Raw genomic sequence first — 26,225 nt, forward strand, 5'->3', positions numbered from 1 at the left:
CCTTCAATTCGGCGCCACCAACACCTGCCCTGAACCCCGATGCGCATGACCGCCCCCACCGATCCCGCACCCGAGGAGACCGATCTGCAACTCGAAGCACCGAGCGTCCGGGGGGATCTCACGGTTACGCCACGGTCGCGGGTGTCGCCGACCGTGGTCTTCTCCATCGCTGTGGCCTGCTGGGCATCGGGCACTGCGGTGTTCTGGGGCTCGGTCATCGTCGGGCTGGAGACGCTGCGGCGATCCAGGGAGTCCTCGTATCACAACCCATGGGCGGAGCTCTACGTGGTCGCAACTCCGATCTCCACCTCCTGGGTGTGGCTGCCGCTGCTCTTTGCCGCACTGTGTATCGCGTGGCATACGCGCTACCTGAGTGTGAGCCCCTATCCGCGATTGGCGCTGGCGATCGTGTGGATCATCGCGGTCCCGATCGGGATCGTGTTTCTCGTGCCGATCGTCTTTCTCGCCATCACCTGGTTGTCACAAGTGTTCCCGGCGGGCCTCTGACCGACCGTTCACCGGGCCTACGCGGACGTGATGCTTGACGTTTGCGCGCCGGTGAAGCAGAGTCTCCTCAACGGGTGCCGCGGGCGCGGTGCCCGCTGGGCCGCTCGGTTGCGGTCCGAACCGACAAGGGGGCGGCACCGTGACGACTGAGCCGCTGAGTGCGTCGCGCACCACGCTGACCTGGGGCGGGGCCGGCCTCGTTCTCGCGACGTTGATCCCGATCGTGGCGGAACTGGCCTTCCTCTTCCCGCCGCCCGGCACCTCATGGCTGTACTCCGCGGAGACGCCCTTCGCCGGGACGGCGTCCGCTGCCGTCCTGGTCATCGCGTTCGTCGTGCTGGCCTTCGGCGTCCGCGGCGAGCCGGGCATCGCCGGGTCGTCCCGGGTCGGGAGGACCGCCCTCGTGCTCTTCGCCCTGACCAGCATCGTGTCCGCCGGATACGTCGCGGTGAACATGACCGCGGTGGGCGTGAACTCCGCAGTGCTCGCCCTCGTGAGCATCCTGTTCTGGACATTGGAGATCGTCCGGGTGGTCGCGCTGATCGTGGCCGCGGTCAGCGTCTTCCGGGCGGGAGTCGTCACGGGACCGGCCCGCTGGGCGCTTCCGGTCGTCGCGCTGGTCCTGGCCGGCGTGATGGTGGTGAGCCGGATCCCCCTCCCCGCGGTGCTCGGCGTCTGGCTCTGGGGGCTGGTCGGGATCCCGCTCGCCCTGCTCCTGACCGGCGTGCTTTTCCTCGTCCAGGGGCTGCGTTCGCCGCGCGCGATCGAGACGCCCGCCGCCTCCGCGGGCTAGCGCCGGCTCAGAGCGCCCGGATCGTCCACCCCGCCGCCGCCGACTCCCCGGGCTCCAGCACGATCAGATCCGTCCCCGAGTTGAACGCGTCCGGCGGGCAGGTCATCGGCTCGACCGCCAGTCCCAGCCGGTTCAGCTCGGGCACGTCGCGGTCCGCCGTGTGCACCTGCACCCACGGGCACGCCGCGTCCCAGGTCATGGCGACGCCGGTGCCCTCCGGGGCGAGCAGCGAGACCGTCGCGGTGCCGTCGGCGTCGCGGCGCAGCCCGGTGAAGGCGTGGTCGATGAACGTGTCGGCGATCGGGCGCGCGGCCCGGAAGTCGAAGGGGCCGCCCATCACATCGGCCAGGCCGGCCGGGATCAGCCGGTCCTCGGTCACCGTGAGCACCCGGTCGGCCGGGAGGTCGAGCGTCCAGTCGTCCACGCGGCCCTCGCCCGCCACCAGGTACGGGTGCGGACCGGTGCCCCACGGCGCGGGCGTCGTGCCGGTGTTGGTGCCGGTGACCGTGGTGTGGAGGCCGTCCTCGTCCAGCTCGAACGCGACAGCGACCTCTACGCGGTGCGGGTAGCCGTCCTGCGCCTCGATCGTCGCGGACAGGGTGACGCTGCTGGGGGAGCGGTCGATCGCGGTGAACTCGAGCCAGGTGGCGAGGCCGTGCAGGGCGTGGCCGCGGCCGGGCTCGGTGAGCGCGAGCTGGCGCTCGGTCCCGTCGAAGGTGTACCGGCCGTCGACGACCCGATTCGGCCACGGCGCCAGCGTCGCGCCGCGGAACGCGGGTCGCACCTCGTCGGCGGAGAACGGGACGACCAGGGGCCTGCCGTCGAACTCCAGCGTGCGCAGGGAGGCGCCGACCGACGCGATGGTGGCGTGGTAGTCGCCGGCGGTGAGACCGAAGTGGGTGCCGGAGATCGGGATGCTCATCCGCCCATTCTGGCGGCAATCCGCCGCCGACTTCGACCGGGAGGTTGTGACGTCCGCGAAACGTGGGGAAATCTGCGGGTAACCGGCGCTCGGTAGCGTCCTGGCATGGGTGATCTGTTCGGCGGGTACGGCACGCAGGCCGCGCGGCGCCGGCGCGGCAGGGCCACGCCGTTCGACGAGATGTTCGCCGATGTGCGCGGCGCCGTCGCCGAGCGCACCCGGCCCGCCTACCGCGAGCTGTTCGCGGCGCTGGCCGCGCTGACGCAGGAGGAGCTCCGCGGCCGCACCGACGCGCTCGCCAGCTCGTACCTCGCCCAGGGCGTCACGTTCGACTTCGCGGGGGAGGAGCGGCCGTTCCCGCTCGACGCGGTCCCCCGGGTGATCGAGCAGGCCGAGTGGTCGCGGATCGAGAGCGGGGTGAAGCAGCGCGTCCGGGCACTGGAGGCGTTCCTCAGCGACGTCTACGGCGCGCAGAACGCGGTGCGCGACGGCGTCATCCCGGCCGGCCTGATCACCTCCTCCGCGCACTTCCACCGCGCGGCCGCGGGGGTGGAGAGCGCCAACGGGGTGCGCATCCACGTGTCGGGCATCGACCTGATCCGCGACGAGCAGGGCGGCTGGCGGGTGCTGGAGGACAACGTGCGGGTGCCGAGCGGCGTCTCGTACGTGATCTCCAACCGCCGCGTCATGGCGCAGACCCTCCCGGAGTTGTTCACGTCGATGCGCGTGCGGCCGGTCGGCGACTACCCGTACCGGCTGCTGCAGGCGCTCAAGGCGAGCGCGCCAGGCGGGATGGAGAACCCGAACGTCGTCGTCCTCACCCCCGGCGTCTACAACTCCGCGTACTTCGAGCACACCCTCCTCGCCCGGCTGATGGGGGTGGAGCTGGTGGAGGGCCGTGACCTGTTCTGCTCCGGCGGCACGGTGTGGATGCGCACCACCTCCGGCCCGCAGCGCGTCGACGTGATCTACCGGCGCATCGACGACGACTTCATCGACCCGCTGCAGTTCCGGGTCGACTCGGTGCTCGGGACGCCCGGGCTGATGCTCGCCGCGCGGCTCGGCACCGTGACCATCGCCAACGCGATCGGCAACGGCGTCGCCGACGACAAGCTCGTCTACACCTACCTGCCCGACCTGATCCGCTACTACCTGGCCGAGGAGCCGGTCCTCCCGAACGTCGACACCTGGCGGCTGGAGGAGCCGGACGCTTTGGCCGAGGTGCTCGACCGCCTGGACGAGCTGGTCGTCAAACCGGTCGACGGCTCCGGCGGCAAGGGGCTGGTGATCGGACCGGACGCCGACCGCAAGGAGCTGGCCCGGCTGCGGGCGCTGCTCATCGCCGACCCGCGCGGCTGGATCGCGCAGCCGGTCGTGCAGCTCTCCACCATCCCCACGCTCGTGGACGACGGGATGCGGCCGCGGCACGTCGACCTGCGGCCGTTCGCCGTGAACGACGGGCGGGAGGTCTGGGTGCTGCCGGGCGGCCTGACGCGCGTGGCGCTCGCCGAGGGCCAGCTCGTCGTCAACAGCAGCCAGGGCGGCGGGTCGAAGGACACCTGGGTGGTCGGGATGGCCGGCGCCGGCGAGGGCGGTCGCGTCGAGGGCGGCGCTCGGGTGGAGGCGAGGAACGTGTCCGGACTCGTCGCCGACCAGGCCGCGGCCCCGCCGCTCCCGGCGCCCGACCACTCGCTGGAGGACGCGCCGCGCAGCGACCAGCAGCAACAGCAGCAGCAACAGCGACGGGAGCCGTGATGCTCAGCAGGATCGCCTCCTCCCTGTTCTGGATCGGCCGCTACGTCGAGCGCAGCGACGGCACCGCGCGCATCCTCGACGTGCACCTCCAGCTGCTCCTCGAGGACCCGTGGATCGACGAGGACACCGCCTGCCGGTCGCTGCTCGGGGTGATGGGCTCCGCGACCGTGCCGGGCCCGATCGCCCGGGAGGACGTCCTGCGCCTGCTCGCCGTCGACCGCACGACACCGGCCTCCATCGCCTACTCGCTCGGCGCCGCGCGGGAGAACGCCCGGCGCGCCAGGGAGATCGTCTCGACCGAGCTGTGGGAGTGCCTCAACACCACGGCCGCGCGGGTGCCGCGGCGGGTGGCCAGCGACAAGGTCCACGAGTTCTTCACCTGGGTGCGCGACCGCACGGCGCTCGCCGTCGGGATCATGGACTCCGGCGCCAGCCGCGACGAGGCCTGGCACTTCTTCACGCTCGGCCGCAGCCTGGAGCGGGCGGACATGACCGCCCGGCTGCTCGCGACCCGCTCGCTGACGGAGGCCAGCGGCCCGAGCTGGACGACCATCCTGCGCTCCTGCGGCGCCTACGAGGCGTACCTGCGCACGTACCGCGGGGTGCCCTCCACCCGGAACGCGGCGGAGTTCCTGCTGCACGACCGGCTGTTCCCCCGGTCGATCCTCTACGCGGTCACGCGTGCCGTGGAGAGCCTGCGCGACATCGAGCCCCGGCACGAGCGCGCGGGCGTGTCCGACCGGGCCGCGCGGCTGCTCGGCCAGGTGCAGAGCGAGCTGGAGTTCCGGCCGGTCGCGGAGGTGCTCGACGACCTCCCCGCGCACATGGCCGTCGTCCAGGAGGCGACCAGCGCGGCGACGTCCGCGATCACCAGGCGCTACTTCCCGGAGAGCACGGCGCCGAGCTGGACGGGGGAGCGGGGATGAAGCGGCTGCGGGTGACCCACTCGACCGGTTACCGGTACGGGGCGGAGGTGTCGGCCTCCTACAACGAGGCGAGGATGATGCCGGCGTCCGGCGACCGGCAGCTCGTGCTGCACAGCGCGCTCGACGTCCATCCGGTCTCGTCGCACCACCAGTACACCGACTACTGGGGCACGCGCGTGCTCGCCTTCGACGTGCTGAACCCGCACCGCGAGCTGACGATCACGGCCACCAGCTTGGTGGAGGTCCTGGATGCGCCGCACGCGCCGGACCCGCTCGGCTGGCCGGAGCTGGCCGAGGCCGTCGCGCGGTCGGGGGAGTGCGTGCAGCAGCTTCGGCAGACGCCGCTGACCGAGCCGCCGGCGTCGCTGGTCGCACTGGCGGCGTCGTCGGCCGGCGCCGGTGATCCGTGCTCCGTCGCGCAGTCCATCGCCGTCGCGGTCGGGGAGTCGATGACCTACGAGAGCGGGGTGACGGGCGTGCGGACCACGGCGCGGGAGGCCTGGGAGTCGCGCAGCGGCGTCTGTCAGGACATCGCGCACGTCGCGATCGGGGCGCTGCGCTCGGCCGGCATCCCGGCCAGGTACGTGTCCGGCTACCTGCACCCGAAGGCCGACGCGGCGGTGGGGGAGACCGTGGTCGGCGAGTCGCACGCCTGGGTCGAGTGGTTCTGCGGCGGCTGGCACGGCTACGACCCGACCAACGGCATCCCGATCGGCGACCGCCACGTCCGCGTCGGCCACGGCCGCGACTACGCCGACGTCGCCCCGCTGCGCGGCGTCTACTCGGGAGCCGCCGGCTCGGACCTCTTCGTCTCCGTCTCCATCACCCGCGAGGCCTGACCACGCGCCGAGGCCCGACCACCTGTCGAGGCCTGAGACCACCTGTCGAGTACGGGCGAAATCAGGCGAAAACGCTCGAGTACGCGGATTGTTCGCGTACTCGGCGGGTTGTGGGTACGGTGGCGGGATGCGGATCGGTGTGCTGTTCGGTGGGGCCAGCGAGGAGCGGGACGTGTCGATCGCGAGTGCGGCGCCGGTGGTGCGCGCGCTGCGCGGGCTCGGCCACGAGGTGCTGGCCGTCGACACGGCCTCCGGCGCGCTCGACGCGGCCGCGGAGGCGCGCGTCCTGACCGGCGCGGTCGGGGTCGCCCCTCCCGAGTCGACGGCGCTCGCCCGGCTGGCCGGCGCCGGGAGCGCACTGCGGCTGCCCGCGGAGGTCGCCGGTGTCGACCTGGTGTTCCTCGCGCTGCACGGCGGCTCGGGCGAGAACGGGGAGCTGCAGGCGCTCCTGCAGCTCGCCGGCATCCCGTACACCGGGTCGGGTCCGCTCGGCAGCGGGCTGGCGATGGACAAGGAGCTCAGCAAGCGCGTGCTCCTCCAGGCCGGGGTGCGCACGCCCGACTGGGCGCTCGACCCGCTCGAGCCGGGCGCCGCAGCGGCGGAGCTCGGGCTCCCGGTCGTCGTGAAGCCGAACGCGCAGGGTTCGACGGTCGGGCTGAGCATCGTGCGCGACCCGGACGAGCTGGAGGCCGCGGTCGAGCGCGCGGCCGTGTTCGGCTCCGTGCTCTTCGAACGCTTCGTGCCTGGACGCGAGCTGACGGTCGGCGTGCTCGGCGACGAGGCGCTCGCGGTGGGGGAGATCGCGGTCGACCCGGACTCGGCGTTCAGCTACGGCGACAAATACCAGCCCGGCGCGGTCGCGGAGACCTTCCCGGCCGACCTGCCGGCCGAGGTGGCCGCGGAGGCCAGGGCGGCGGCGCTGACCGCACACCGGGCGCTGCGCCTCTCCGGCTACAGCCGAACCGACTTCCGGCTCGACCGGGACGGCGTGCTCTGGACGATCGAGGTCAACTCGCTGCCCGGCCTGACCGCGACCAGCCTGCTCCCGCAGTCCGCAGCGGCCGTCGGGATCGGCTACGCCGACCTCTGCCGACGCATCGTCGACCTCGCCGTGCGCTGACCGCCATCCAACTGACAGGACACGCCGCCTGCGCCACCCGCGAGACGGCATGTCCTGTCAGTTCGTTCGTTACCTGAACGACCGGTAACGATCGGCCCGGCGGGGTTGCCCGGCGCATCCCGTGGGTTTGAATGGGACCATGCGCAGTGTCGGTTGGTCGTTGTTCGGGTTCGCGTTCGTCGTGGCGGCGGTCGCGCTCGGCGCCCTGACCACCCCGGCCGTCGACCACGGCCTCGCGACGGTGGCCGTCGGGCATCACCTGGGCTTCACCCGCCGCCAGTGGGTGGACCTCGCGATCGCCGCGCTGTTCTTCATCGCGGCCGCGGCGGCCGCCGGTGCGCTGGTCGTCACGCGGATCCGTGCCGCCAAGCACATCACGACCGACGCAACGCTGGCCCCGGACGCTCTCGCTCCGGACGTGCTGGTGCCGGTCGACCGCTAAGGCGCGTCGCTACTCCGCCGCACGCAGCGCGGCGTAGAGGTCCGCGCGCGCCGCGAACCCGCCGAGGTCGCGCCCGAGCAGCCGCTCGGCGTCCGCGACCCGCGCCCGCAGGGTGTGCCGGTGCATCCCGAGCCGCCGCGCGGCCACGTCGTACACCCCGTCGGCGTCGAGCCAGGTGCGCAGGATGCCGGGCAGCGCCGGGTCGGCCTCCGCCAGCGGCGCGAGGGCGGTCGCCGCGACCGCGCGCGCGTCCGGAGTCTGGAGGAGGGCGAGCATCCCGGCCGCCGCCACGTCGTCGAACGACGGCACCCGGTCGTCCCTGCTCGACCGGCGGGCCGCGACGCCGGCCTGCGTCACGCCCGACGTCAGCGCCCCGAACGTCACGGGGGCCGACGACCCGCCGCGCAGCTCGAACCGCTCGGCCAGCTGGGCGATCGCCTCCGGCGACGACCCGAGCGCCACCAGGTCCTGCCCGTCGCGGGCGAAGAACCCGTCGCCCCCGGCCTCCAGCCAGTCCGCCGCCGCCGCGACCGCGGCCCCATGCAGGACCGTCACGCGCGCCGGCTGCTCGGGCAGCGCGCCGAGCACCGGCTCGGCTACCGCCTCCGCCAGCGCGACGTCGCCGGCCAGCAACGCACGCCACACCGCAGTGCGGAGGCGGGCCCGCGCCGCATCGGTCGCTCTGCTCTGCTCCAGCGCGAGCCCGGCGAGCGCGACGACCCCCGTCACCACCTGCTGCGCCGCCTGGTCGAGCCCCTCCGACCCGATCGCGAGCACGCCGCGCAGCCGCCCGGCCGCGCCCAGTGTCTGCAGGGAGAACGGTCCGGCCTCGGTCTCCGCCGTCCCCGCGGCCCTGCGTCGACTGCGCAGCAGCGGCTCGGCCGCGCCGACCAGCACTGCCCGCGCCGACGCGTCCAGCGCTCCGGCCGGCGCGAGCCGGTCCAGCGTCCCGTCCGCCCCGATCAGCGCCACCGGCCGGTCGATCTGGCGGGCCAGCTCGGCGAGCACCGCGCCGAGCGCGTCCGGTCGCAGCGCCGCGAGCGAGATCGCCCGGGAGGCCCGCAGCGCCCAGGTGTTGCGCGCGTAGGCGTCGGCGGCCAGCCGGTCGGCGACGAACCGCGCCACCGCGATGAACGGCGTCCGGTACGGCACCTCGAACAGCGGGAGGCCGTGCCTGGCGCACGCCTCCACCAGCGGCTCCGGGGTGTCGCGCACGACCTCCGTGCCGAAGCCCAGCCCGGCGATCCCGTGCTCGACCAGCCGGGACACGTACGGGTCGACGTCCTCGGGCGTCCCCGTCACGAGCAGCACCTGCCCGGGCGACAGGAACGGCGTCGGGTCGGGGAGGTCGGAGCTGTGCGCCCACGACAGCGGCACGTCCAGCTCGCCGACGTCTCCCGCGGTGAGCAGGTGGAGGCCGAGCTCGGGCCGGGCGAGCAGCTGGGCGAGGGTCGCGGGCATCGGGAGCACTCCATCTGCCAGGGTGTCGATTCCTGACGTTCGAATTGTACGGCCCGTCCAGGCGCGGGACACGCCGTTTCCCTACGATGCCGCCATGACCATCGTTACTCCCGCCTCCGCAACAATCGTCGGCGGACCCTCGCTCCCCCAGGAGCGCCGGCTCGTCACCCCCATCCCCGGCCCCGAGTCGCGCAAGCGCGCCGAGCGCAAGGCGCAGGCCGTCGCCGCGAGCGTCGGCGCCACCATCCCCGTGTTCACCGTCGCAGCCGGCGGGGGTGTGCTCGTCGACGTCGACGGCAACTCCCTCATCGACTTCGGCTCCGGCATCGCCGTGACCGGAGTGGGCAACGCCGCCCCGCGCGTGGTCGAGGCCGTGACCGCGCAGGTCGCCGCCTTCACCCACACCTGCTTCACGGTCGCCCCGTACGACTCCTACGTGGAGGTCGCCGAGGCCCTCAACCGGCTCACCCCCGGCGACTTCGTCAAGCGCAGCGCCCTGTTCAACTCCGGCGCCGAGGCCGTGGAGAACGCGGTCAAGGTCGCCCGGCACTACACCGGCAAGCAGGCCGTCGTCGCGTTCGACCACGCCTACCACGGCCGCACGAACCTGACGATGGGCCTCACCGCCAAGAACCAGCCGTACAAGAACGGCTTCGGCCCCTTCGCGCCCGAGATCTACCGCGCGCCGCTCAGCTACCCGCTGCGCGACGGCGGCCTGTCCGGCGCCGAGGCGGCCAAGCGCGCCATCACCCTGATCGAGAAGCAGATCGGCGCGTCCAACCTGGCCGCGATCATCATCGAGCCCATCCAGGGCGAGGGCGGCTTCATCGTCCCCGCCGACGGCTTCCTCCCCGCGCTCCAGGAGTGGGCGAACGAGAACGGGGTCGTCTTCATCGCCGACGAGGTGCAAACCGGCTTCGCCCGCACCGGCACCATGTTCGCCTCCGAGCAGTTCGGCATCGTCCCCGACCTGATCGTCACCGCCAAGGGCATCGCCGGCGGCCTCCCGCTGTCGGCCGTCACCGGCCGCGCCGAGATCATGGACGCCCCGCAGGTCGGCGGCCTCGGCGGCACGTACGGCGGCAACCCGCTCGCCTGCGTCGCCGCGCTCGCCGCGATCGAGACCTACGAGCAGGAGGACCTGGCCGGGCGCGCCCGCGCCATCGGCGAGATCCTCTTCGAGAAGCTCGGCGCTCTCCGCGCCGCCGACCCGCGCGTCGCCGAGGTGCGCGGCAAGGGCGCGATGGTCGCGATCGAGCTGGTGGACCCGGAGACCGGCGAGCCCGACGCCGCGCTGACCGCCAAGGTCGCCGCCGCCGCTCACGCGGCCGGCGTCGTGCTGCTCACCTGCGGCACCTACGGCAACGTGATCCGGTTCCTGCCGCCGCTCAGCATCCCGGACCACCTCCTCATCGAGGGGCTGGACGTCGTCGCGGAGGCGGTGGCCAACGCATGAGCGCCGTCGACACCACGACCACCCAGTTCACCGCCCAGAACTTCACCGCGCAGGAGGCCGACCTCCTCGCCCGCGTCCCCGACGGCTTCTTCATCGGCGGCGTCTGGGAGCAGGGCACCCGCCCGCAGATCCAGGTGCAGGACCCGGCCACCGGCCGCGTCATCAAGCGCATCGCCAACGCGACGCCCGAGGACGGCATCCGCGCCCTCGACGCCGCGGTGGCCGCACAGGACGCCTGGGCGGCGACGCCGCCGCGCACCCGTGCCGAGATCCTGCGCCGCGCGTTCGACCTGCTGCAGGAGCGCCGCGCGGACTTCGCGCTGCTCATGACGCTGGAGATGGGCAAGCCGCTGGCCGAGGCCAACGGCGAGGTCACCTACGGCGGCGAGTTCCTGCGCTGGTTCTCCGAGGAGGCCGTGCGCATCGCCGGCCGCTACGGGCAGAACCCGGAGGGCACCGGCACGATGGTCGTCTCGCAGCGACCGGTCGGGCCGTCGTTCTTCATCACGCCGTGGAACTTCCCGCTCGCGATGGCGACGCGCAAGATCGCTCCCGCGCTGGCCGCGGGCTGCACCGTCGTCGTGAAGCCGGCCGAGCTGACCCCGCTGACCACGCTGTTCTTCGCGCAGCTCCTCGCCGACGCCGGTGTGCCGGCCGGTGTGGTGAACGTCGTCCAGACGAACACCTCCGGCGCCGTCTCCGCTCCGATCATCGCCGACCCGCGCCTGCGCAAGCTGTCGTTCACCGGCTCGACGCCGGTCGGCCGCTCCCTGCTCGCGCAGGCCGGTCAGAACGTGCTGCGCACCTCGATGGAGCTCGGCGGCAACGCCCCGTTCGTCGTCTTCGAGGACGCCGACCTGGACAAGGCCGTCGAGGGTGCGATGCTCGCGAAGTTCCGCAACATCGGCCAGGCCTGCACCGCCGCGAACCGCTTCATCGTCCACGAGGACGTCGCCGACGAGTTCGCCCGCCGCGTCACCGAGAAGGTCGACGCCATGAAGATCGGCGCAGGCACCGAGCCCGGCGTCACCATCGGCCCGCTCATCGACGACCGCGCGGTCGCCTCCATGACCGCGCTCGTCGACGACGCCGTGTCGCGCGGCGCGCGCGTCCTCAGCCGCGGAAAGGCCCCGGAAGGCGACGGCTTCTTCTTCGAGCCGACCGTGCTCGTGGACGTGCAGCCCGGCAGCGAGATCCTCCGCGAGGAGATCTTCGGCCCGATCCTCGCCATCACGACCTTCTCCACCGAGGAGGAGGCCGTGGCACGCGCGAACGAGACCGAGTACGGTCTGGTCGGTTACGTGTTCACGCAGGACCTCGCGCGCGGCCAGCGCATGATCGACCGCGTGGACACCGGGATGATGGGCCTCAACACCGGGCTCGTCTCCAACGCCGCCGCACCGTTCGGCGGCGTCAAGCAGTCGGGCCTCGGCCGCGAGGGCGGGCTCGAAGGCATCCACGAGTACCTGAGCACCAAGTACACGCTCATCCCCGCGTGACCCCGGGGGAGGGCGGCCGGCCTCAACCGGGCGAGCCGCCCTCCCCACCACCCGATCCTCCGCACCACCCGAGCCGGAAGAAGCAGACCATGCCCACCACTCAGCGCATCCTCGTCGGATACGAGGCCACCCCGTCCGGAGACGACGCCCTCGCCGCGGGCGCCGCGCTGGCCGCCTCCTTCGGAGCCGACCTCCACGTGGCGCTGGTCATGCCGGACACCTCCCGGCGCGGAAACGTGCCGAACGACCCGGCCTACGACGCCCTCCTGCGCGACACCGCGGAGGGCTGGCTGGCGGACGCGCGCACTCGCGTCCCGTCGTCGGTCGCCTTCAGCGGGCGGGTCGTCTTCGGCGACTCGCTCGCCGAGGGCCTGCTCACCGCCGCGGAGGAGCTGGACGCGACCCTGATCGTGGTCGGCGCCGCGCGCGGCGGCCTCCTCGGCCGCTTCACCGTCGGCTCGGTCGCGGGCGCGCTGCTGCACGCCTCGCCGGTCCCGGTCCTGCTCGCGCCGGAGGGCTGGCGCGACCACGCGCCGCAGCTCACGCGCGTGACGAGCATGGTCGGCACCCGCGCGGGCGCCGCGGACGTGCTCACGACCGGCGAACGGCTCTCGGCCGCGGCGGGCGTCCCGCTGCGGCTGGTCTCGCTGCTCGCCCTCGACCTCCCCGGCGACGCCGCGGCCCCCAAGCAGAGCGTCGGCGAGCACCACGCCGCCGCGGTGCTGGAGGAGGCCAGCGCTGCGACGGGCGTCGTCGCGACCGCGGTCGTGGCCAAGGGCGACAACATCCAGAACGCGGTGGCGCGCCTCGACTGGGAGCCCGGTGAGATCGTCGTCGTCGGCTCCAGCCGCCTCGCGCAGCCCAGCCGCCTCTTCCTCGGCTCGACCGCGGCCGCCATGCTGCGCGAGCTGCCGGTGCCGATGGTCGTGGTGCCGCGCACGGAGTGACGCGCGCTATTGGAAAAGCGTGCTGAGGACCAGGCTCTGTCCATCTGTCACTAAGTAGACCTTGCACACGAACTTTCCGTGCGAGAAGCGTTCGTTCAGTTCGCTCGAGGTGCGCAACTGTCCGTCCGGGATCGCTGCGTGCAGCAGTGGCGAGAAGTCGTCGGGCAGAGGACGCTCCGTCGCCGAAACGGCATTCAGTAACTCGGCGTGCTCGGCCACCGGGAGCTCCACGATCGCGTCGATCCAGTAGGTGCTTGGCCCCGGCACTCGAGGGTCACCCATCGTGCCTGACATCCACGTCGCGGAAGCCGCATCGCTGAGCTGCGGAAACCGTTTTGTCAGAGGTTCGAGCTCATGCCGCACCTCGCTTGTGCCTTCTTTCGTGGCAGATTGCACGTTGTGTCCTCCTCGTAGATTCTCATCACCCGCAGCCTGCGGGGCGCAAGCGCTCAGGCAGAGCGTGAAGACGAGAGCATGTGCTGCACGCAATCCGTTGACTGAGAAGACCTTTTTCACTGTGCCCCTCCGCCCTCAGCGATGGTCTTCCGGCTGGGGTGGAACAGTCACCTTCACAGATTTCGGATCGCCCACAGTCCACGTCACGCTTCGAAGAACCTCGCCAGTGGTCTCGAATGGTCGCGCCAAACCTACCTCGGTGAATCTGCCGTTCTCGTCGTCAGACTCTCCCGATGCGATATCCGCCTGCCCGCGGTTGAAGTTGTAGTAGTCCTCGGCGTGAACCGTCACGGTCATCGTTGCCTGATTGCCGGTAACCGCCACGTCTGCGCTCGTCCACTGCTGGTAGGCACCGATCGCTTTCTGCCAATTCTCGGTGCTCGGGTATCCGCCGGCGGGGCCGGCGTTCCCCGTGATGGAGAATGACGTTCGCCCGCCGGTTGCGTATCCATCCGCAGAGAGCTGTGCGACACGAATCGCTTCATCGATATTGCGGGCGATCGTTGGATCATCGCCATAAGCCTTCTCGAAATCGATGACGAAGGGGTCGCCTGTGTTCGACCAGTAATGCTCGTACGTCGCGAGAGCATCGGCGAGCTCCCTACCCCTCAACAACTGCGCGCCTCTCATCATGGCAATCCATTTCATCGAACTCGCGTGATCCGCGAACGTCGGAGCGGCCGAGTTGTAGATGAAATCCTCATCCCACTGGATGCGGGGTCGTTTGGGCGGACCGAGCGAGAAGCCGTGCTCGTCCGCGCCGACCGAACCTCCTGCTGACCCTTCTTGCCAGTCTTCGTCGTCAGCGCCGAAGCAGCGGACACCGCCCCAGCCGGCGCAGCCACAGCTTGCTGGAAGAGCCCGCTGGTCGCCATGTCGAACTCGAGCAGAGCGGCGAGGCGGTCTTCCAGACCGCGAACGGTTCGATCGAGCTGGTCGACGACCATTTCCAGCTGACGGTTCAGAAGCTGCAACGACTCACCCAGCAGCGGCACCGCAGAAATCGCACCGGCGGCCGCGGCGTTGACCTCGATCAGGTCCTCGGTCGCGAGTTTCATCGCCCGGCTCGCGTGCAACTGCACATTCAGCTCGCCTTCGTGCAACACGCCGTGTTGGCTGACCCTCGAATCCTCGCGCTCATTCACGTCAAGGTCTCGCCGGAGAGAATCGAGTAGTTCCTGATGCTCGGCGATAGCCGAGCCGACCTGCTCCTCGAATAGCGTGCGGGCGGCGGCATATCCCTTGCCCGAGAGGTCCCCGCCCTCCAGTGAACCGACCACATGGGCGTTCGCGATTTCCAGCTCAGACAGCACGGCGTGACCCTGCGCGAGGTTCTTCGTGAGCGCCGTGATCACGCTGCTGGAGTCATTCGAACGGTAGATCAGTCCCATGGCAGTCGGCTCCGCTCGTTTCTCAGCCGCTCGATCCCAGCTTCACTCTCGGCACGGATCGTGCGTGACGCCTCCTCGCATAAGGCGGACTGTTCACTGGCGAGTCTTTCGGCGTACGCACCAACCTCCCGCAGGGCCGAGAGGTCGCGCTGCACAAAATAGTTCTCTGCACCGACAGCGTTACCAGATTCCTCGAAGCGTTCGACGTTCGCACGCATCACGCGTCGATAGGTCGCCCATCGCTCGTCGAGCTGACGAAGCGCGGTCAGGTCCTCATCGACCTGATTCTCCTGCGCCCCGATCCTCCGGTCACAGTCTGCCCGCAGGGCCGCACTCCGATCGTTCACAGGTCCCACGTCCAGGTCCCCGCGTCATCGGTATCGCGCAGCTCGAGCGCTGAAGCCAAATCGGTGACTTTCCCGGTCTGGTCTTGCAGAGAGGACACAAGGTCAGAAAGACGGATCAGGACCTGGTTCGCAACGGCAGCGGCGGAGGCCATGCTCCCGATGGTGCTCGAACCGACGCTCGCGCGCTGGCCAGGCGCTTCGACATGCACGCCCGAAAACCGCGAAACCGCATCCTGCGCGGCATCGACACTCGAAGAAACCCTCACTGACTCACCCCACTGCCGCAACGCTCCAGAGACGACTCCTAGCCTACATACATCGTTGCGGCTGTGATGCCACATTTTTCAAGAGGCTGCGACTCCTCTCAATTGATTCTGTGTAAGGGGAGGCTTACCTTACAATCGAATGCGGCCGGAGCCCGCCGGTTCGATGTCAACAGCCTCCACGAAGGATCTTCATGCCTCCCATGGGTGTCGCCGCTCTCGGCGCCGTCGCCGGTCTCACGATCTTCCTCGGCCTGCCGATCGGCCGACTGCGCTCGAACGCGGTCGGCCTGAAAGCCGCCCTGAACGCACTCGCGACCGGCATCCTGATCTTCCTGCTCTGGGACGTCCTCTCGCAGGCGTGGGAGCCGGTCGACAAGGCGCTCTCCGCCCACCAGCTCGGCCCGGCGCTCGGGCAGGGATTCCTGATGGCCGCGTGCATCGGCCTCGGGCTGCTCACCCTGACCTACGTCGACCGGTACATGAAGCGGCGCGCGCTGGCGCTGGCGTCGCCGATCCGGCCTCCCGCGGGCCCGGACGGATCGCACGGGACGCAGGCCTCGAACCACCCGCACGGCTCAGGCTCGAGCCCGGCCGTCGGCACCGCGACCGGCGTCGCCATCGTCGCCGCCACCGAGGTGGAGTCCCGCGCTGGCGCCCGCCGGCTGGCGCTCACCATCGCGATCGGCATCGGCCTGCACAACTTCGCCGAGGGCCTCGCGATCGGCACCGCCGCCGCGCAGGGCGAGCTCGCCTTCGCCGTGCTGCTCATCGTCGGCTTCGGCCTTCACAACGCCACCGAGGGCTTCGGGATCGTCGCCCCGCTCAGCGGCACGCGGCCGTCCTGGGGCTACCTCGCGCTGCTCGGGATCATCGGAGGCGGCCCGACCTTCCTCGGCACCGTCATCGGCCAGGCGTTCAGCAGCGATATCGTCTCCATCGCGTTCCTGGGGCTCGCCGCCGGCTCCATCCTCTACGTCGTCATCGAGCTGCTGGCCGTCGCCCGCCGCACCGGGATGAAGACCCTGGTCGCGTGGTGCATCTTCGCCGGGATCGTCGCCGGCTTCGCGACCGACGCGATCGTCACCTTCGCCGGGGCCTGACACCCGCCAGTAGGGTGGTGGGAGAGCCGAGCAGGGAGGGCCGCATGCGCCAGGTCGTGGATTTCGTCACCGTCTCGACAGAGGGTCTGGACTCCAGCCCCGTCGCACCGGCGCTCGCCGGGCTGCGCGCCAACGAGTCCCGCTACTTCAAGAACAAGTACGACATCGACTTCGCGACGGCCCCGGCCGCCGAGGAGCGGGAGGCCCTCGACTGGGTGAACCGCATCCTCGCCGACGAGCGCGGCATCGTGATCGCCTCGCCCGCGCTGGAGGTCACCTCGTTCGAGGTCGACGGCATCCGGATGGCCTACGTCTTCTACGAGTCCGGTCTGTCGATCAACGTCATGTACACGATCGACGACGCCGGCAAGCGCGCGGTCGGCTTCAAGCTGTCCGACGGCATGGAGGTGCCGGAGGAGCTGTCGACCTTCAAGTTCGCGCGCCAGAAGTCCCGGCTGGCCGGGACGATCCGCGGGTCCTACTTCGTCGTCAAGGGCACGTATTGACGGACGCAGCCTGAGCCGCTGCGCCTGCGTCACGCCAGCGGGGTCACCTCCGCGGCCAGCTCACGTTTGACGTCGTGCTCGATGAGCACCGGGATGAAGTCGCGCACGGGCGCGCCCGTGTACTCGATGTGTCGCTGGTGCACCAGGTCGACGATGCGGTCCCTGGGGACCTTCGGGAATCGCTCCGCGAGCCGGTCGACGGCGTGGTCGATGGCGACCGCTTCGTCGTTGGGGGCGGCGGGGATAAGGGCCTCGTCACTCATGGCGGGATTATGCACCGCATGCCAGGGTGGAGGCTATGGATGAAATCGAGGTAGTGGTCCTCCGCGTCTTCACCGACGAGCGCGGCGCCAACGGCAACGAGCTGGGCATCGTCACCAGCTCACCGGCGACGGCCGGGAGGGAGCAGGACATCGCGGCGGCGCTCGGATTCAGCGAGACGGTCTTCGTCGACGCGCTGGACTCCGCGGGAGGCATCGCGACGATCCGCATCTTCACCCCCGCGTCGGAGCTCCCGTTCGCCGGCCACCCGAGCGTCGGGACCGCCTGGTGGCTCGCGCACGAGCGCACGCCCGTCGGCGCCCTCGCCGAGAAGGCCGGCGACGTCGCCGTCTCGGTCGACCTCGACGGCGACTGGGCCGCGATCGACGCCCGCGCCGCCTGGACCCCCGACTTCACCTGGCTGCCGCTGGACTCGCCTGAGGAGGTCGACGCGCTCGACCCGTTCTCCTTCACCGAGGGCCAGCACTACGCCTACGCGTGGATCGACGAGGAGTCCGGATCGCTGCGCGCCCGCATGTTCGCCCCCGCGATGGGCATCGTGGAGGACGAGGCCACCGGCGCCGCGGCCGTCGCCCTCACCGCGAAGCTCGGCCGCGCCCTGCGCATCGTGCAGGGCGAGGGCTCCGAGCTGGCCACCGAGCCGCTCGACGGCGGCCTCGTCCGCGTGGGCGGGACCGTGGTGTACGACCGCACCATCGACGCGACGCTGTGAGCGCGGCGGTCGAGCTGATCCCCGTCGGGGAGCCCGGGGAGGGTCCCTACGGCATCGCCGTCACCGACGACGGCGCCGTCTGGTTCACGCTCGTGCACGGCGCCGCGGTCGGCCGCCGCGACCCGGACGGCACGCTGACCGGCTCGACCTGGGCGAGGGTGCGCAGCCCTCGGTCGTCGCTGCCGCGAACGGCTCCGACGTGTGGGTGACCGACACGACGGGAGGCCACCTGCTGCTGCTCGGGCCGGGCCCGCGCCTCCTGGCCGAGGTCGCCGTGCCGACTCCCGGTGCGCAGCCGTTCGGCGTCGCCGCGGTCTACGACGGCACCACGTGGTTCACCGAGCTCGCCGCTGACGCGCTCGGCCGCATCGGGGTGCTCGGCCGGGTGGACGAGTTCCCCGTCGGCCGCGAGGACGTCATGCCGTCGATGATCGCGGCCTCCGGCGACTCGCTCTGGTTCACCATGAACGCCATCGACGCTCTGGGCCACGTGCGCGGCGGCGACGCCGCAGTGGCGGTCACCTAACTGCCGGCCGGCTCCGCCCCGGTCGGCATCACGGTCGCCGAGGACGGCGCGGTCTGGGCGGCCCTGATCGGCGCGGACGCGCTCGCACGCGTCGGACGCGACGGCACGCTCGCCCTCCACCCGCTCGGCGCCGGCGCCAAACCGCACGCGGTCGCGCCCGACACGACGGGAGGCGTGTGGGCCTCCCTCTGGGGCGCCGACGCCCTGGCGCACGTCACCGCAGCCGGCGAAGTCGCCCGCGTGCCGCTGCCGCCCGCCTCCGAACCGCACGGCATCGCCGTGGCCCCCGACGGCACGGTCTGGTCCGCCCTCGAGTCCGGCGCCCTGGCCTCCCTGACCCCTGACCCCTAACCCCTGGCCGTCTGCCCCCCACCGCCGTCGGCATCGGAGGACATCCGCCCCGTCCCGGCCCCGATCTCCTCCGCTGGCTGCTACCCGGCACCTCCCGGCACCTGATCTCCTCCGTTACCGACCGCGCGGCGAACGGAGGAGATCGGCCTCCGACATCCCCGAAAAACAGCGAACGGAGGAGACCCGAGCCGAAACCGGCCGGATCTCCTCCGTTCGCGTCAGCAGGAGGATACGCCTACTCGGCGACCCCCACGTACTCCGCCGCCTCGTCCGGGTCGGCCATGTCCGCCTCCAGCCGGGCGCGCAGCGCCGCGCCGAGCTCGGCGTCCACGTTCGTCCAGTACTGGATCGCCCGCTCGCGGATGTCGTCCCGTGTCACCCCGCCGACCGCTCCCGCGATCGTGTCGAGGAAGCGCTCGCGCGCCGCGTCGTCGTACACCTCGCGGTACAGCGTCCCCGCCTGCCCGAAGTCGTCGTCCGCGGAGTGCAGCGTCGCCGCCGAGCGGACGAGCGCGCCGTCCGACTCCCACGAGCCCTCGCCCGCAGCCTCGGCGGAGGCCGACGGTCCACCGAAGGAGTTCGGCGCGTATACCGGAGCCGCCGCCGCCTTGAACCCGTGGCGGCCCGCGCCGTCCTGCGAGTAGTTGTGCACCGGCGCAACGGGAGCGTTCACCGGCAGCTCGTTGTAGTTGGTGCCCACTCGGTAGCGCTGGGCGTCCGGGTAGGAGAACACGCGCGCCATCAGCATCTTGTCCGGGCTGATGTCGATGCCCGGGACGGTGTTGGCGGGGGAGAACGCCGCCTGCTCGATCTGCGCGAAGAAGTTCTCCGGGTTCTCGTTGAGCGTGTGGACGCCGACCTCGATGAGCGGGTAGTCGCTGTGCGGCCACACCTTCGTCAGGTCGAACGGGTTGAAGCGGTAGGTCTTGGCGTCCTCGTACGGCATCACCTGCACGCTCACCTTCCACGCCGGGAAGTCGCCGCGCTCGATCGCCTCGTAGAGGTCGCGGCGGTAGTAGTCCGCGTCCTCACCCGCGATCCGCTGCGCCTCGGCGCCGCGCATCTCCTCGTTGCCCTGCAGCGCGTGGAAGTGGTACTTCACCCAGAACCGCTCGCCCGCCGCGTTGATCCACTGGTAGGTGTGCGAGCCGTAGCCGGGCATGGTCCGCCACGAGCGCGGGAGGCCGCGGTCGCCCATCAGGTAGGTGACCTGGTGCGCGGACTCCGGGGAGAGCGTCCAGAAGTCCCACTGCATGTCGGCGTCGCGCAGCCCGGAGCCGGGGAGGCGCTTCTGCGAGTGGATGAAGTCGGGGAACTTGATGCCGTCGCGGATGAAGAACACCGGGGTGTTGTTGCCGACGATGTCGTAGTTGCCCTCGGTCGTGTAGAACTTCACCGAGAAGCCGCGGACGTCGCGCCAGGTGTCGGGCGACCCCATCTCACCGGCGACCGACGAGAACCGCTGGACGGTCCGCGTGGTGGCGCCCGGCTGGAATACCGCGGCCTTCGTGTACGCGCTCACGTCGCCGGTGACGACGAACTCGCCGAACGCTCCGCCGCCCTTGGCGTGCACGATCCGCTCCGGGATGCGCTCGCGGTTGAACTGGGCGAGCTTCTCGACCAGGTACCGGTCGTGGAGCGCGGTCGCGCCGTCCTGCCCGGACGTCAGCGAGTGCGCGTCGCTGGCGACCGGGGTGCCGGTCTGGGTGGTCGTGTGGTTCTCCGTCATGGTTCTCCTAACCTCATTCGGCGTGCGACGGGGCTTTCGCCGCGCGCTCCTGACAGGACGGGCACAGCCCCCAGAAGGTGACCTCCGCGACGTCCACCACGTATCCCGCCGCCCCCGAGGGGTGCAGGCAGGGCGCATGGCCGACGACGCACTCCACATCCGCCACCGCGCCGCACGCGGTGCAGACGACGTGGTGGTGGTTGTCGCCGACGCGCCGCTCGTACAGCGCAGGCGAGTGCGCCGGCTCGATGCGGCGCAGCAGGCCGGCGGCGGTGAGGTCGCCGAGGACGTTGTGGACGTTCTGGATCGACGTGCCGGGCAGCGCGGGCAGCACGGCGCGGTACACCGCCTCGGCGTCCACGTGGGGATGCGCGTCGAGCGCATCGAGGACGGCGAGCCGCCCCTGCGTCACGCGCAGGCCCGACGCGCGCAGGGCGCCTTCGAGCTGTGCGGTGTCCATCCCTGCCACGCTAGCGGTTCTCTTTTGAACAATTCAAAACAAGGTGCATCCCGGGAGTGGCGCGACAGCCGTCTAATCTTGCATGAGAAGTTTCAAGCCGGAGGGTGGATCAGGGTGGCGCGCGAATTCCAGGTGGACGCTCTCGGCGCGCGGCTGCGCGTCGTCCTGGACGGGTTCCCGGAGTCCGACGCCGATCGGCTCCGCGACCAGTGGCGGCGCCTGGCGGCCCGGGGCGACGCGGGGGACACGATCACCGTCGCCGCCGCCCCGGGATCCGGCGCGGACGTCACCGGCCACGACCTCGACGCGGTGGGCGTCGCCCTCCGCCGCGCCCTCAATCAGCGCGCGATCGAGGCGAACCGCGGGGAGCTGGTGACGTTCCACGCGGCGGGCCTGGCCGATCCTGCGACGGGCGGCGTCATCGCGCTCGTCGGGCCGTCCGGGGCCGGCAAATCGACCGCCGCCGCGCTGCTCGGCAGGGCGCTGGGCTATGTGTCGGATGAAACGGTCGCGGTCAGGCCCTCCGGCGAGGTGCTCGCCTTCCCCCAGCCGCTGGCGTTCAAGAAGTCGGAGGCGCGCGGGCGGCACGTCACCGGGCCCGACGAGCTCGGGTTGCTGCGGCCGGGGCCACGGCTGCGGCTGACGCGGATCGCCCTCCTCGACCGCACCGACGCGGCCACGACACCGACGATCCGGACGGTCGGGCTGCGGGAGGTCCTCGGCGACCTCGTCGCGCAGGTCAACTACTTCAACGCGCTGCCGCGGCCGCTGAGCCTGCTCGACGGGCTGGTCCGGCGCTGCGGCGGCGTCCAGATGATCAGCTACCGGGAGGCCGCCGACCTGGTCGAGCCGGTGCGCGAGCTGCTGCGGAGCGGAGCGGACTCGGGGGTGACGTACAGCCGCGCGGAGGTCGACGACTGGGTCGACCTCGACGGCGACGCGGTCGTGCTCGCCCGGGACACGATCACCCGGTTGACGCCGCTCTCCTCGCTGGTCTGGAGGCTGCTCGAGGTCCCGCTGACCTTGGACCGGCTCGTCGCCGTCGCCGAGCGCGAGTTCGGCCCGGCGCCGGACGGGAGCAGCGTGGACGCGCTCCGCGCGGTGCTGCACGAGCTCGCCGACGCCGGCCTCGTGCGATCGAGCGGCGCCGCGCGTCACCGCGCCCTGGACTGAAGCCGCGTCTCCTCGATGTCGAGCATGGACTGGGCCTCGCTGAGGATGCGCGACGGGTAGGCGCCGCGCGCCCGCTCCTCCAGCAGCCGGTCGCGCTCGGCGTCCACCACCGCCAGCCGCAGCGTGCGGTACACGTGGTGCGGACGGCCCTCCGGGGGCGTGTCGTAGAGCACGATGCGCTCCCAGGCCGCCTCGGCGCGGAGGTAGGTGGTCTGGCGCACGCGCTCCACGAGCTCGGGGTCGACCGGCGCGGTGGCGCCCGAGGCGGACTCCGGGTCGTCCAGCACGGCGAGGCCCGCCTCGCTGAGGTCGTCGAGGAGTTGCGCGAGCAGCCTCCTGTCGTCCTTGATGTCGATGCCCTGCAGCCCGAGCACGCGGATGAGCCAGGGGAGGGTGCCGCCCTGCACGACCAGGCTGACGAACGCGACCGTGAACGCGATCAGGATGAGCTGCGGGCGATACGGGATGTCCGCGGGAAGCGACTGCGCCGCCGCCAGGGTGACGACGCCACGCATCCCCGACCAGCCGAGGACGACCCCGCCCTTCCAGTCGATGGCCTCCTGGCGGAACTCCTCCAGGTCGCTGCGGTGCCGCCAGTAGCGCTGCTCGGCCCGCTGCTTGCGCTGGGCCTGCCAGCGGTAGCGCACCGGATGGTCGCGGAAGTAGCTGATCATCAGCCACTCCCTCAGCACCTGTTTCTCGGCGCGCTCCCCGCGTCTTCGGAGGGCGAGGATGAGCGGCCCCATCAGGATGTAGCGGATGACCACCAGGGAGGCCATCGCGATCAGGCCGATGCCGACCGCGTCCCAGACGCTGAGGATCTCGGGGTGCTCGACATCGGCGATGAGCGTGCGCAGCTCCAGTCCGATGAGCAGGAAGACGCCGTTCTCGAGCAGGAACTGGATGGTGTGCCAGTTGATCCGGTCGCTGATCCGCGCCTGCGCGCTGAACTGCCGCGGCGCCGCGTGCCCGGTGTAGAGGCCGGTGACGACGACGGCGAGCACGCCGGAGCCGTGCAGCGCCTCCGTCGGGGCGAACGCGGCGAACGGCACGACGACCGACAGTGCGGTGTCGAGCACCGGATCGCTCAGCTTCGACCGCACCCAGACGGTGACGAAGCCGACGACGAACCCGATCACGAGCGCGATGATCACGGCCGAGAAGAAGTCGAGCACGCCGGCGAGCGGAGTGGCGAGGGTGCCGACCGCCGCGGCCAGGGCGGTGCGCAGCAGCACGAGGGCGGTGGCGTCGTTGACCAGGCCCTCGCCCTCCAGCACGGTGAGGAGGCGCGGCGGGAGGCCGAGCTTGCGGCCGATGGAGGTCGCCGCGACCGCGTCGGGCGGGCTGATGATCGCTCCGAGCGCGATGGCCGCGGCCAGGTTGAGGTCGGGCAGCATCGTGTAGAGCAGGAAGCCGGTCGCGAACGCGGTGACGACGACGAGGAAGATCGACAGCCCGGCGATCGGGGCGAGGTTGCGGCGGAAGTCGGTGAGCGGCACGCTGATCGCCGCCGCGTACAGGATGGGCGGCAGCAGCCCGTCGAGGATGACCTCCGGCGGCACCTCGATGTCCGGCACCCCGGGCAGCACCGAGAGGGTGACGCCGACGATCACGAGGATGATGGGCGCGGCGACGCCGAGTCTGCGGGCGAAGGCGGCTACGCCGACGATCACCGCGACGGCGATCACCGCATAGACACCGAGCTCCATGTCTTCCAGCCTACGGAAGATTTCAGGTGTCTGAGAACACTTTCAGGTGCCGGGGCCGAATCTGCGGGCGCGGCGGATCAGCGGGCGCGGAGGCCGTCGATCGCCATCGCGACGACGCGGTCGCGCTGCTCGTCGTCGTCGAACGCGACCCCGGCGATGCCGGACACCATGCGGATGACGTCGCCGATGGTGGCGTCGGGCCGCAGCTCGCCGGCCTCCTGAGCGCGGCGTACCAGCGGCTCGCCCGCATCGTAGAGGGAGGTGCGGCAGCTCAGGAGGACGGGGGAGTCCTTGTTGAGGCCCTCCAGCAGGGCCTTCTTGGTGCCGACGTAGAGCAGGAACCGGCGCAGCCAGGCCTGCACGGCCTCCCACGGCTCGAGGGAGGCGGCGTCGTCGGCGGCGCGGACGACAGCCTCCACCTCTTCGACGTAGACGGCCTCGACCAGGGCGTCGCGGGTGGGGAAGTTGCGGTACAGGGTGCCGATGCCGACGCCCGCGCGGCGGGCGATGTCCTCCAGGGAGGCGCCGGCGCCGTCCTGCGCGAACGCCTCGCGGGCGGCGGCGAGCAGGGCGTCGAAGTTGCGCCGGGCGTCCGCGCGCTGCGGGCGCTGGATGAGGGGACGCGCGACGGTGCTGTCGGCTACTTCTGTGCCGGTCACGGCGGTGGTCCTTCCGAGGTCTCGAAAACTGAGGGTTGCGAAGCGGAGGCACCCTCCGGTATCGTCATGGATGTAACCGGAGGCACCCTCCGAACGGAGCCTCCCTCCAATTGTAACTCCTCTTCCCCAGAGATTCACCCGGTCGACCACACGTCGGCCTTCCTTCGAGAAACGGAAAGACCGTACCTATGTCTCGATCCCGCCCGTCCGCCACCTTCGCCGTCCTGGCGCTCAGCGTGGCCTCCTTCGCGACGCTCCAGTCGCTCGTCGTCCCGGTCCTCCCGGTCATCCAGCAGGACCTCCACACCACCACCGCCGGGGTCACCTGGACCATGACCGCCTGGCTGATCGCCGCCGCCGTCGCCACGCCCCTGCTCGGGCGCGTAGCGACCTGGTCGGCAAGCGCCGGGTCTTCGTGCTCGCGCTGCTCGCCGTGGCACTCGGCAGCGTGATCGCCGCCGTCGCGCCCTCCATCGGCGTCCTCATCGCCGGCCGCGTGGTCCAGGGTCTCGGCGGGGCGATGTTCCCGCTCGCGTTCGGCATCATCCGCGACGAGTTCCCGCCGCACCGCCTCCCGTCCGCCATCGGCGCGATCGCCTCGATCATCGCGATCGGCAGCGGCCTCGGCACCGTGCTGGCGGGTCCGCTCGCCGCCGCCCTGAGCTGGCGCGGACTGTTCCTCGTGCCGGTCGCCCTCACCGTGACCGCCGCGGTGCTCGCCCTCGTGATCGTCCCCGAGTCGCCCACCCGCGCGACCGGAGGCGTCAACCCGTGGTCGGCCGCCCTGCTCTCCGGATGGCTGATCGCCCTCCTGCTCCCGCTCAGCACGGGCGCGCAGTGGGGCTGGTCGTCGCCGGCCGTGATCGGCCTGTTCGCGCTCGCCGCCGTGCTGCTCGCCGCCTGGGTGATCGTGGAGCTGCGCTCCCGGCACCCGCTGGTCGACATGCGGCTGATGCGCGAGCCCGGCGTCTGGTCGATGAACGCCGCCGCGGTCTTCATCGGAGCCGCGATGTTCGCGGTGTTCGCCTTCTTCCCGCGCTTCGTGCAGACCCCGGCCTCCACCGGCTACGGGCTGGGCGCGACGGTCGCGGAGTCCGGGCTGCTGATGCTGCCCATGCTCGTGACGATGGCCGTGACCGGCTTCCTGAGCGGGCCGCTGGAGCGCTGGCTCGGCTTCCGCACCCAGATCGTGATCGCGGCGACCGTCATGGCCGCAGCGAGCCTGTCGCTGGCCTTCGTGCACGGCTCGCTGGCCGCGGTCGCCACCGCGTCCGGGGTGTTCGGCGTCGGCCTCGGGCTGGTCTACGCCGCGATCACGAGCGTGGTCGTGCAGAGCGTTCCGGCCACGCAGACCGGCGTGGCGAGCGGGATGAACGCCAACCTCCGCACGGTCGGCTCCGCCATCGGCGCCGCGGTGATGACGGCGCTCGTCACCGGGAGCCTCGGCGTCGGCGGCCTCCCGGCCGAGACCGGCTACACGGAAGGGTTTGCGACGGCGGGCGTGCTTGCGTTCGGCGCAGCCGTGGTGACGGTGGCGGCGGCGGTCGTGATGCGGTCGAGGGCGGCGCGGGGTGCGGTTGGGGAGGTGGCGGTGGAGGAGCTGCCCGCGGCCGACCTGGCCCTGACCCGCGTCGCGGAGCCCCTCCGCGCCGCCGCCGCGGCCTCCACTGAGGCGGCCGAGATGGCGCGCCTGGTCGAGAAGGTGGCGGCCGACCTCCCCGCCGAGGCCACCGTGTCGGCGGCATAACCCCCGCCGGTAACGGAGGAGATCCGCCCGCCACGACCTCGAGAAAGCAGACAACGGAGGAGACCGGCCGCCGCCCCCCGCCGGGCGGCGCCGGGCTGGTATAAAAAAAAACCAGCCCCCCACAACATAAGGAAACGAGGGATG

31 protein-coding genes are annotated in these 26,225 nt (G+C 71.5%); 19 read left to right on the top strand and 12 right to left on the bottom strand.

Annotated elements, in window-relative coordinates; translation table 11 throughout:
* Window positions 1–45 precede the first annotated feature (45 nt).
* Both ACFQ9V_RS12315 and ACFQ9V_RS12320 read left to right on the top strand, forming a co-directional pair.
* Window positions 46–507, top strand: coding sequence for a hypothetical protein (locus tag ACFQ9V_RS12315; RefSeq protein WP_382459441.1), 462 nt, complete (start codon window positions 46–48; stop codon window positions 505–507).
* 139 nt (window positions 508–646) lie between these two features.
* Entirely contained in the window at window positions 647–1,300 is a 654-nt protein-coding gene (locus ACFQ9V_RS12320; RefSeq protein WP_382459442.1) for a hypothetical protein, read from the top strand.
* Between the two features lie 7 nt (window positions 1,301–1,307).
* Here the strand turns inward: ACFQ9V_RS12320 and ACFQ9V_RS12325 are convergent, their stop codons facing one another.
* Window positions 1,308–2,222 carry an aldose 1-epimerase family protein gene (locus ACFQ9V_RS12325; RefSeq protein WP_382459443.1) on the bottom strand — a complete coding sequence of 305 codons (915 nt, stop codon included), beginning with the start codon at window positions 2,220–2,222 and terminating at the stop codon, window positions 1,308–1,310.
* A gap of 105 nt (window positions 2,223–2,327) precedes the next feature.
* Between ACFQ9V_RS12325 and ACFQ9V_RS12330 the strand changes: the two genes are divergently transcribed.
* The 5 genes from ACFQ9V_RS12330 (at window position 2,328) to ACFQ9V_RS12350 (ending at window position 7,304) form a co-directional block, all read left to right on the top strand.
* The gene (locus ACFQ9V_RS12330) at window positions 2,328–3,977 is read left to right on the top strand and encodes a circularly permuted type 2 ATP-grasp protein (protein WP_382459444.1); all 1,650 of its coding nucleotides are present in this window, start codon (window positions 2,328–2,330) and stop codon (window positions 3,975–3,977) included.
* Entirely contained in the window at window positions 3,977–4,903 is a 927-nt protein-coding gene (locus tag ACFQ9V_RS12335) for an alpha-E domain-containing protein (protein WP_382459445.1), read from the top strand. Before ACFQ9V_RS12330 ends, ACFQ9V_RS12335 begins: the two co-directional genes overlap by 1 nt.
* Window positions 4,900–5,742 carry a transglutaminase N-terminal domain-containing protein gene (locus ACFQ9V_RS12340; RefSeq protein ID WP_382459446.1) on the top strand — a complete coding sequence of 281 codons (843 nt, stop codon included), beginning with the start codon at window positions 4,900–4,902 and terminating at the stop codon, window positions 5,740–5,742. Before ACFQ9V_RS12335 ends, ACFQ9V_RS12340 begins: the two co-directional genes overlap by 4 nt.
* Before the next feature lie 127 nt (window positions 5,743–5,869).
* On the top strand, window positions 5,870–6,862 hold the full coding sequence (locus ACFQ9V_RS12345) for a D-alanine--D-alanine ligase (protein WP_382459447.1): 993 nt from the start codon (window positions 5,870–5,872) through the stop codon (window positions 6,860–6,862).
* A gap of 139 nt (window positions 6,863–7,001) precedes the next feature.
* Entirely contained in the window at window positions 7,002–7,304 is a 303-nt protein-coding gene (locus tag ACFQ9V_RS12350; protein ID WP_382459448.1) for a hypothetical protein, read from the top strand.
* Window positions 7,305–7,313: 9 nt separating this feature from the next.
* Here ACFQ9V_RS12350 and ACFQ9V_RS12355 read toward each other — a convergent pair whose 3' ends face one another.
* A complete protein-coding gene (locus ACFQ9V_RS12355) occupies window positions 7,314–8,765 on the bottom strand; it encodes a PucR family transcriptional regulator (protein ID WP_382459449.1) in 1,452 nt (483 codons plus the stop codon).
* Between the two features lie 94 nt (window positions 8,766–8,859).
* On the opposite strand from ACFQ9V_RS12355, the gene gabT reads away from it, so the two are divergent.
* The 3 genes from gabT (at window position 8,860) to ACFQ9V_RS12370 (ending at window position 12,667) form a co-directional block, all read left to right on the top strand.
* Entirely contained in the window at window positions 8,860–10,221 is a 1,362-nt protein-coding gene (gabT, locus tag ACFQ9V_RS12360; protein WP_382459450.1) for a 4-aminobutyrate--2-oxoglutarate transaminase, read from the top strand.
* Window positions 10,218–11,720 (top strand): NAD-dependent succinate-semialdehyde dehydrogenase, encoded by a 1,503-nt coding sequence (locus ACFQ9V_RS12365; protein ID WP_382459451.1) that lies wholly within the window; start codon window positions 10,218–10,220, stop codon window positions 11,718–11,720. The genes gabT and ACFQ9V_RS12365 overlap by 4 nt, the downstream gene beginning before the upstream one ends.
* A gap of 89 nt (window positions 11,721–11,809) precedes the next feature.
* A complete protein-coding gene (locus tag ACFQ9V_RS12370; RefSeq protein ID WP_382459452.1) occupies window positions 11,810–12,667 on the top strand; it encodes a universal stress protein in 858 nt (285 codons plus the stop codon).
* Between the two features lie 6 nt (window positions 12,668–12,673).
* On the opposite strand, the gene ACFQ9V_RS12375 is transcribed toward ACFQ9V_RS12370, so the two are convergent.
* Genes ACFQ9V_RS12375 through ACFQ9V_RS12395 form a run of 5 tightly spaced genes read right to left on the bottom strand, consistent with a single transcriptional unit; the run spans window position 12,674 to window position 15,013 of the window.
* On the bottom strand, window positions 12,674–13,183 hold the full coding sequence (locus tag ACFQ9V_RS12375) for a hypothetical protein (protein WP_382459453.1): 510 nt from the start codon (window positions 13,181–13,183) through the stop codon (window positions 12,674–12,676).
* A gap of 15 nt (window positions 13,184–13,198) precedes the next feature.
* Window positions 13,199–13,771 carry a hypothetical protein gene (locus ACFQ9V_RS12380; protein ID WP_382459454.1) on the bottom strand — a complete coding sequence of 191 codons (573 nt, stop codon included), beginning with the start codon at window positions 13,769–13,771 and terminating at the stop codon, window positions 13,199–13,201.
* Window positions 13,768–14,514, bottom strand: coding sequence for a hypothetical protein (locus ACFQ9V_RS12385; protein ID WP_382459455.1), 747 nt, complete (start codon window positions 14,512–14,514; stop codon window positions 13,768–13,770). Before ACFQ9V_RS12385 ends, ACFQ9V_RS12380 begins: the two co-directional genes overlap by 4 nt.
* Window positions 14,505–14,861 carry a hypothetical protein gene (locus ACFQ9V_RS12390; protein ID WP_382459456.1) on the bottom strand — a complete coding sequence of 119 codons (357 nt, stop codon included), beginning with the start codon at window positions 14,859–14,861 and terminating at the stop codon, window positions 14,505–14,507. The genes ACFQ9V_RS12385 and ACFQ9V_RS12390 overlap by 10 nt, the downstream gene beginning before the upstream one ends.
* Window positions 14,858–15,013 (bottom strand): hypothetical protein, encoded by a 156-nt coding sequence (locus ACFQ9V_RS12395; RefSeq protein ID WP_382459457.1) that lies wholly within the window; start codon window positions 15,011–15,013, stop codon window positions 14,858–14,860. The genes ACFQ9V_RS12390 and ACFQ9V_RS12395 overlap by 4 nt, the downstream gene beginning before the upstream one ends.
* 305 nt (window positions 15,014–15,318) lie before the next feature.
* On the opposite strand from ACFQ9V_RS12395, the gene ACFQ9V_RS12400 reads away from it, so the two are divergent.
* Complete coding sequence (locus ACFQ9V_RS12400; protein ID WP_382459458.1) at window positions 15,319–16,227, top strand: ZIP family metal transporter; 909 nt, start codon at window positions 15,319–15,321, stop codon at window positions 16,225–16,227.
* Between the two features lie 44 nt (window positions 16,228–16,271).
* Complete coding sequence (locus tag ACFQ9V_RS12405; protein WP_382459459.1) at window positions 16,272–16,733, top strand: phage tail protein; 462 nt, start codon at window positions 16,272–16,274, stop codon at window positions 16,731–16,733.
* Window positions 16,734–16,762: 29 nt separating this feature from the next.
* Here ACFQ9V_RS12405 and ACFQ9V_RS12410 read toward each other — a convergent pair whose 3' ends face one another.
* A complete protein-coding gene (locus ACFQ9V_RS12410) occupies window positions 16,763–16,996 on the bottom strand; it encodes a three-helix bundle dimerization domain-containing protein (RefSeq protein WP_370056243.1) in 234 nt (77 codons plus the stop codon).
* A 35-nt stretch (window positions 16,997–17,031) separates the two neighbouring features.
* Between ACFQ9V_RS12410 and ACFQ9V_RS12415 the strand changes: the two genes are divergently transcribed.
* The 4 genes from ACFQ9V_RS12415 to ACFQ9V_RS12430 all read left to right on the top strand — a co-directional run bounded on the left by ACFQ9V_RS12415 (window position 17,032) and on the right by ACFQ9V_RS12430 (window position 18,604).
* On the top strand, window positions 17,032–17,727 hold the full coding sequence (locus tag ACFQ9V_RS12415; RefSeq protein WP_382459460.1) for a PhzF family phenazine biosynthesis protein: 696 nt from the start codon (window positions 17,032–17,034) through the stop codon (window positions 17,725–17,727).
* A complete protein-coding gene (locus ACFQ9V_RS12420) occupies window positions 17,724–17,936 on the top strand; it encodes a hypothetical protein (RefSeq protein ID WP_382459461.1) in 213 nt (70 codons plus the stop codon). The genes ACFQ9V_RS12415 and ACFQ9V_RS12420 overlap by 4 nt, the downstream gene beginning before the upstream one ends.
* Entirely contained in the window at window positions 17,933–18,253 is a 321-nt protein-coding gene (locus ACFQ9V_RS12425; RefSeq protein ID WP_382459462.1) for a hypothetical protein, read from the top strand. The genes ACFQ9V_RS12420 and ACFQ9V_RS12425 overlap by 4 nt, the downstream gene beginning before the upstream one ends.
* A gap of 174 nt (window positions 18,254–18,427) precedes the next feature.
* Window positions 18,428–18,604, top strand: coding sequence for a hypothetical protein (locus tag ACFQ9V_RS12430; protein WP_382459463.1), 177 nt, complete (start codon window positions 18,428–18,430; stop codon window positions 18,602–18,604).
* A gap of 235 nt (window positions 18,605–18,839) precedes the next feature.
* Here ACFQ9V_RS12430 and ACFQ9V_RS12435 read toward each other — a convergent pair whose 3' ends face one another.
* The gene (locus ACFQ9V_RS12435; protein ID WP_382459464.1) at window positions 18,840–20,333 is read right to left on the bottom strand and encodes a catalase; all 1,494 of its coding nucleotides are present in this window, start codon (window positions 20,331–20,333) and stop codon (window positions 18,840–18,842) included.
* 13 nt (window positions 20,334–20,346) lie between these two features.
* Window positions 20,347–20,793, bottom strand: a complete 447-nt coding sequence (locus tag ACFQ9V_RS12440; protein WP_382459465.1) for a Fur family transcriptional regulator — start codon at window positions 20,791–20,793, stop codon at window positions 20,347–20,349.
* A 114-nt stretch (window positions 20,794–20,907) separates the two neighbouring features.
* Here ACFQ9V_RS12440 and ACFQ9V_RS12445 point away from each other — a divergent pair, with 114 nt between their 5' ends.
* Window positions 20,908–21,966: a hypothetical protein gene (locus ACFQ9V_RS12445; RefSeq protein ID WP_382459466.1), complete on the top strand. Its 1,059-nt coding sequence runs from the start codon at window positions 20,908–20,910 to the stop codon at window positions 21,964–21,966.
* Here the strand turns inward: ACFQ9V_RS12445 and ACFQ9V_RS12450 are convergent.
* Together ACFQ9V_RS12450 and ACFQ9V_RS12455 are read right to left on the bottom strand one after the other, a co-directional pair.
* Entirely contained in the window at window positions 21,948–23,675 is a 1,728-nt protein-coding gene (locus tag ACFQ9V_RS12450; protein WP_382459467.1) for a cation:proton antiporter, read from the bottom strand. The two genes, ACFQ9V_RS12445 and ACFQ9V_RS12450, sit on opposite strands and share 19 nt — an antisense overlap.
* A gap of 77 nt (window positions 23,676–23,752) precedes the next feature.
* Window positions 23,753–24,334 (bottom strand): TetR/AcrR family transcriptional regulator, encoded by a 582-nt coding sequence (locus ACFQ9V_RS12455; protein ID WP_382459468.1) that lies wholly within the window; start codon window positions 24,332–24,334, stop codon window positions 23,753–23,755.
* A gap of 188 nt (window positions 24,335–24,522) precedes the next feature.
* Between ACFQ9V_RS12455 and ACFQ9V_RS12460 the strand changes: the two genes are divergently transcribed.
* Together ACFQ9V_RS12460 and ACFQ9V_RS12465 are read left to right on the top strand one after the other, a co-directional pair.
* Window positions 24,523–24,786 carry a hypothetical protein gene (locus tag ACFQ9V_RS12460; protein ID WP_382459469.1) on the top strand — a complete coding sequence of 88 codons (264 nt, stop codon included), beginning with the start codon at window positions 24,523–24,525 and terminating at the stop codon, window positions 24,784–24,786.
* Window positions 24,750–26,081 (top strand): MFS transporter, encoded by a 1,332-nt coding sequence (locus ACFQ9V_RS12465; RefSeq protein WP_382459470.1) that lies wholly within the window; start codon window positions 24,750–24,752, stop codon window positions 26,079–26,081. Before ACFQ9V_RS12460 ends, ACFQ9V_RS12465 begins: the two co-directional genes overlap by 37 nt.
* The last annotated feature ends 144 nt before the right edge of the window (window positions 26,082–26,225 follow it).

Source organism: Leifsonia sp. NPDC056665, assembly GCF_042791795.1.
Lineage (GTDB): Bacteria > Actinomycetota > Actinomycetes > Actinomycetales > Microbacteriaceae > Leifsonia.

Coding starts and splice junctions, on each gene's coding strand:
- ACFQ9V_RS12315 (WP_382459441.1), top strand. CDS start 46: ATGACCGCCCCCACCGATCCCGCACCCGAGGAGACCGATCTGCAACTC.
- ACFQ9V_RS12325 (WP_382459443.1), bottom strand. CDS start 2,222: ATGAGCATCCCGATCTCCGGCACCCACTTCGGTCTCACCGCCGGCGAC.
- ACFQ9V_RS12330 (WP_382459444.1), top strand. CDS start 2,328: ATGGGTGATCTGTTCGGCGGGTACGGCACGCAGGCCGCGCGGCGCCGG.
- ACFQ9V_RS12335 (WP_382459445.1), top strand. CDS start 3,977: ATGCTCAGCAGGATCGCCTCCTCCCTGTTCTGGATCGGCCGCTACGTC.
- ACFQ9V_RS12340 (WP_382459446.1), top strand. CDS start 4,900: ATGAAGCGGCTGCGGGTGACCCACTCGACCGGTTACCGGTACGGGGCG.
- ACFQ9V_RS12345 (WP_382459447.1), top strand. CDS start 5,870: ATGCGGATCGGTGTGCTGTTCGGTGGGGCCAGCGAGGAGCGGGACGTG.
- ACFQ9V_RS12350 (WP_382459448.1), top strand. CDS start 7,002: ATGCGCAGTGTCGGTTGGTCGTTGTTCGGGTTCGCGTTCGTCGTGGCG.
- ACFQ9V_RS12355 (WP_382459449.1), bottom strand. CDS start 8,765: ATGCCCGCGACCCTCGCCCAGCTGCTCGCCCGGCCCGAGCTCGGCCTC.
- gabT (WP_382459450.1), top strand. CDS start 8,860: ATGACCATCGTTACTCCCGCCTCCGCAACAATCGTCGGCGGACCCTCG.
- ACFQ9V_RS12365 (WP_382459451.1), top strand. CDS start 10,218: ATGAGCGCCGTCGACACCACGACCACCCAGTTCACCGCCCAGAACTTC.
- ACFQ9V_RS12370 (WP_382459452.1), top strand. CDS start 11,810: ATGCCCACCACTCAGCGCATCCTCGTCGGATACGAGGCCACCCCGTCC.
- ACFQ9V_RS12380 (WP_382459454.1), bottom strand. CDS start 13,771: ATGAAATGGATTGCCATGATGAGAGGCGCGCAGTTGTTGAGGGGTAGG.
- ACFQ9V_RS12385 (WP_382459455.1), bottom strand. CDS start 14,514: ATGGGACTGATCTACCGTTCGAATGACTCCAGCAGCGTGATCACGGCG.
- ACFQ9V_RS12395 (WP_382459457.1), bottom strand. CDS start 15,013: ATGGCCTCCGCCGCTGCCGTTGCGAACCAGGTCCTGATCCGTCTTTCT.
- ACFQ9V_RS12400 (WP_382459458.1), top strand. CDS start 15,319: ATGCCTCCCATGGGTGTCGCCGCTCTCGGCGCCGTCGCCGGTCTCACG.
- ACFQ9V_RS12405 (WP_382459459.1), top strand. CDS start 16,272: ATGCGCCAGGTCGTGGATTTCGTCACCGTCTCGACAGAGGGTCTGGAC.
- ACFQ9V_RS12410 (WP_370056243.1), bottom strand. CDS start 16,996: ATGAGTGACGAGGCCCTTATCCCCGCCGCCCCCAACGACGAAGCGGTC.
- ACFQ9V_RS12415 (WP_382459460.1), top strand. CDS start 17,032: ATGGATGAAATCGAGGTAGTGGTCCTCCGCGTCTTCACCGACGAGCGC.
- ACFQ9V_RS12435 (WP_382459464.1), bottom strand. CDS start 20,333: ATGACGGAGAACCACACGACCACCCAGACCGGCACCCCGGTCGCCAGC.
- ACFQ9V_RS12440 (WP_382459465.1), bottom strand. CDS start 20,793: ATGGACACCGCACAGCTCGAAGGCGCCCTGCGCGCGTCGGGCCTGCGC.
- ACFQ9V_RS12450 (WP_382459467.1), bottom strand. CDS start 23,675: ATGGAGCTCGGTGTCTATGCGGTGATCGCCGTCGCGGTGATCGTCGGC.
- ACFQ9V_RS12460 (WP_382459469.1), top strand. CDS start 24,523: ATGTCTCGATCCCGCCCGTCCGCCACCTTCGCCGTCCTGGCGCTCAGC.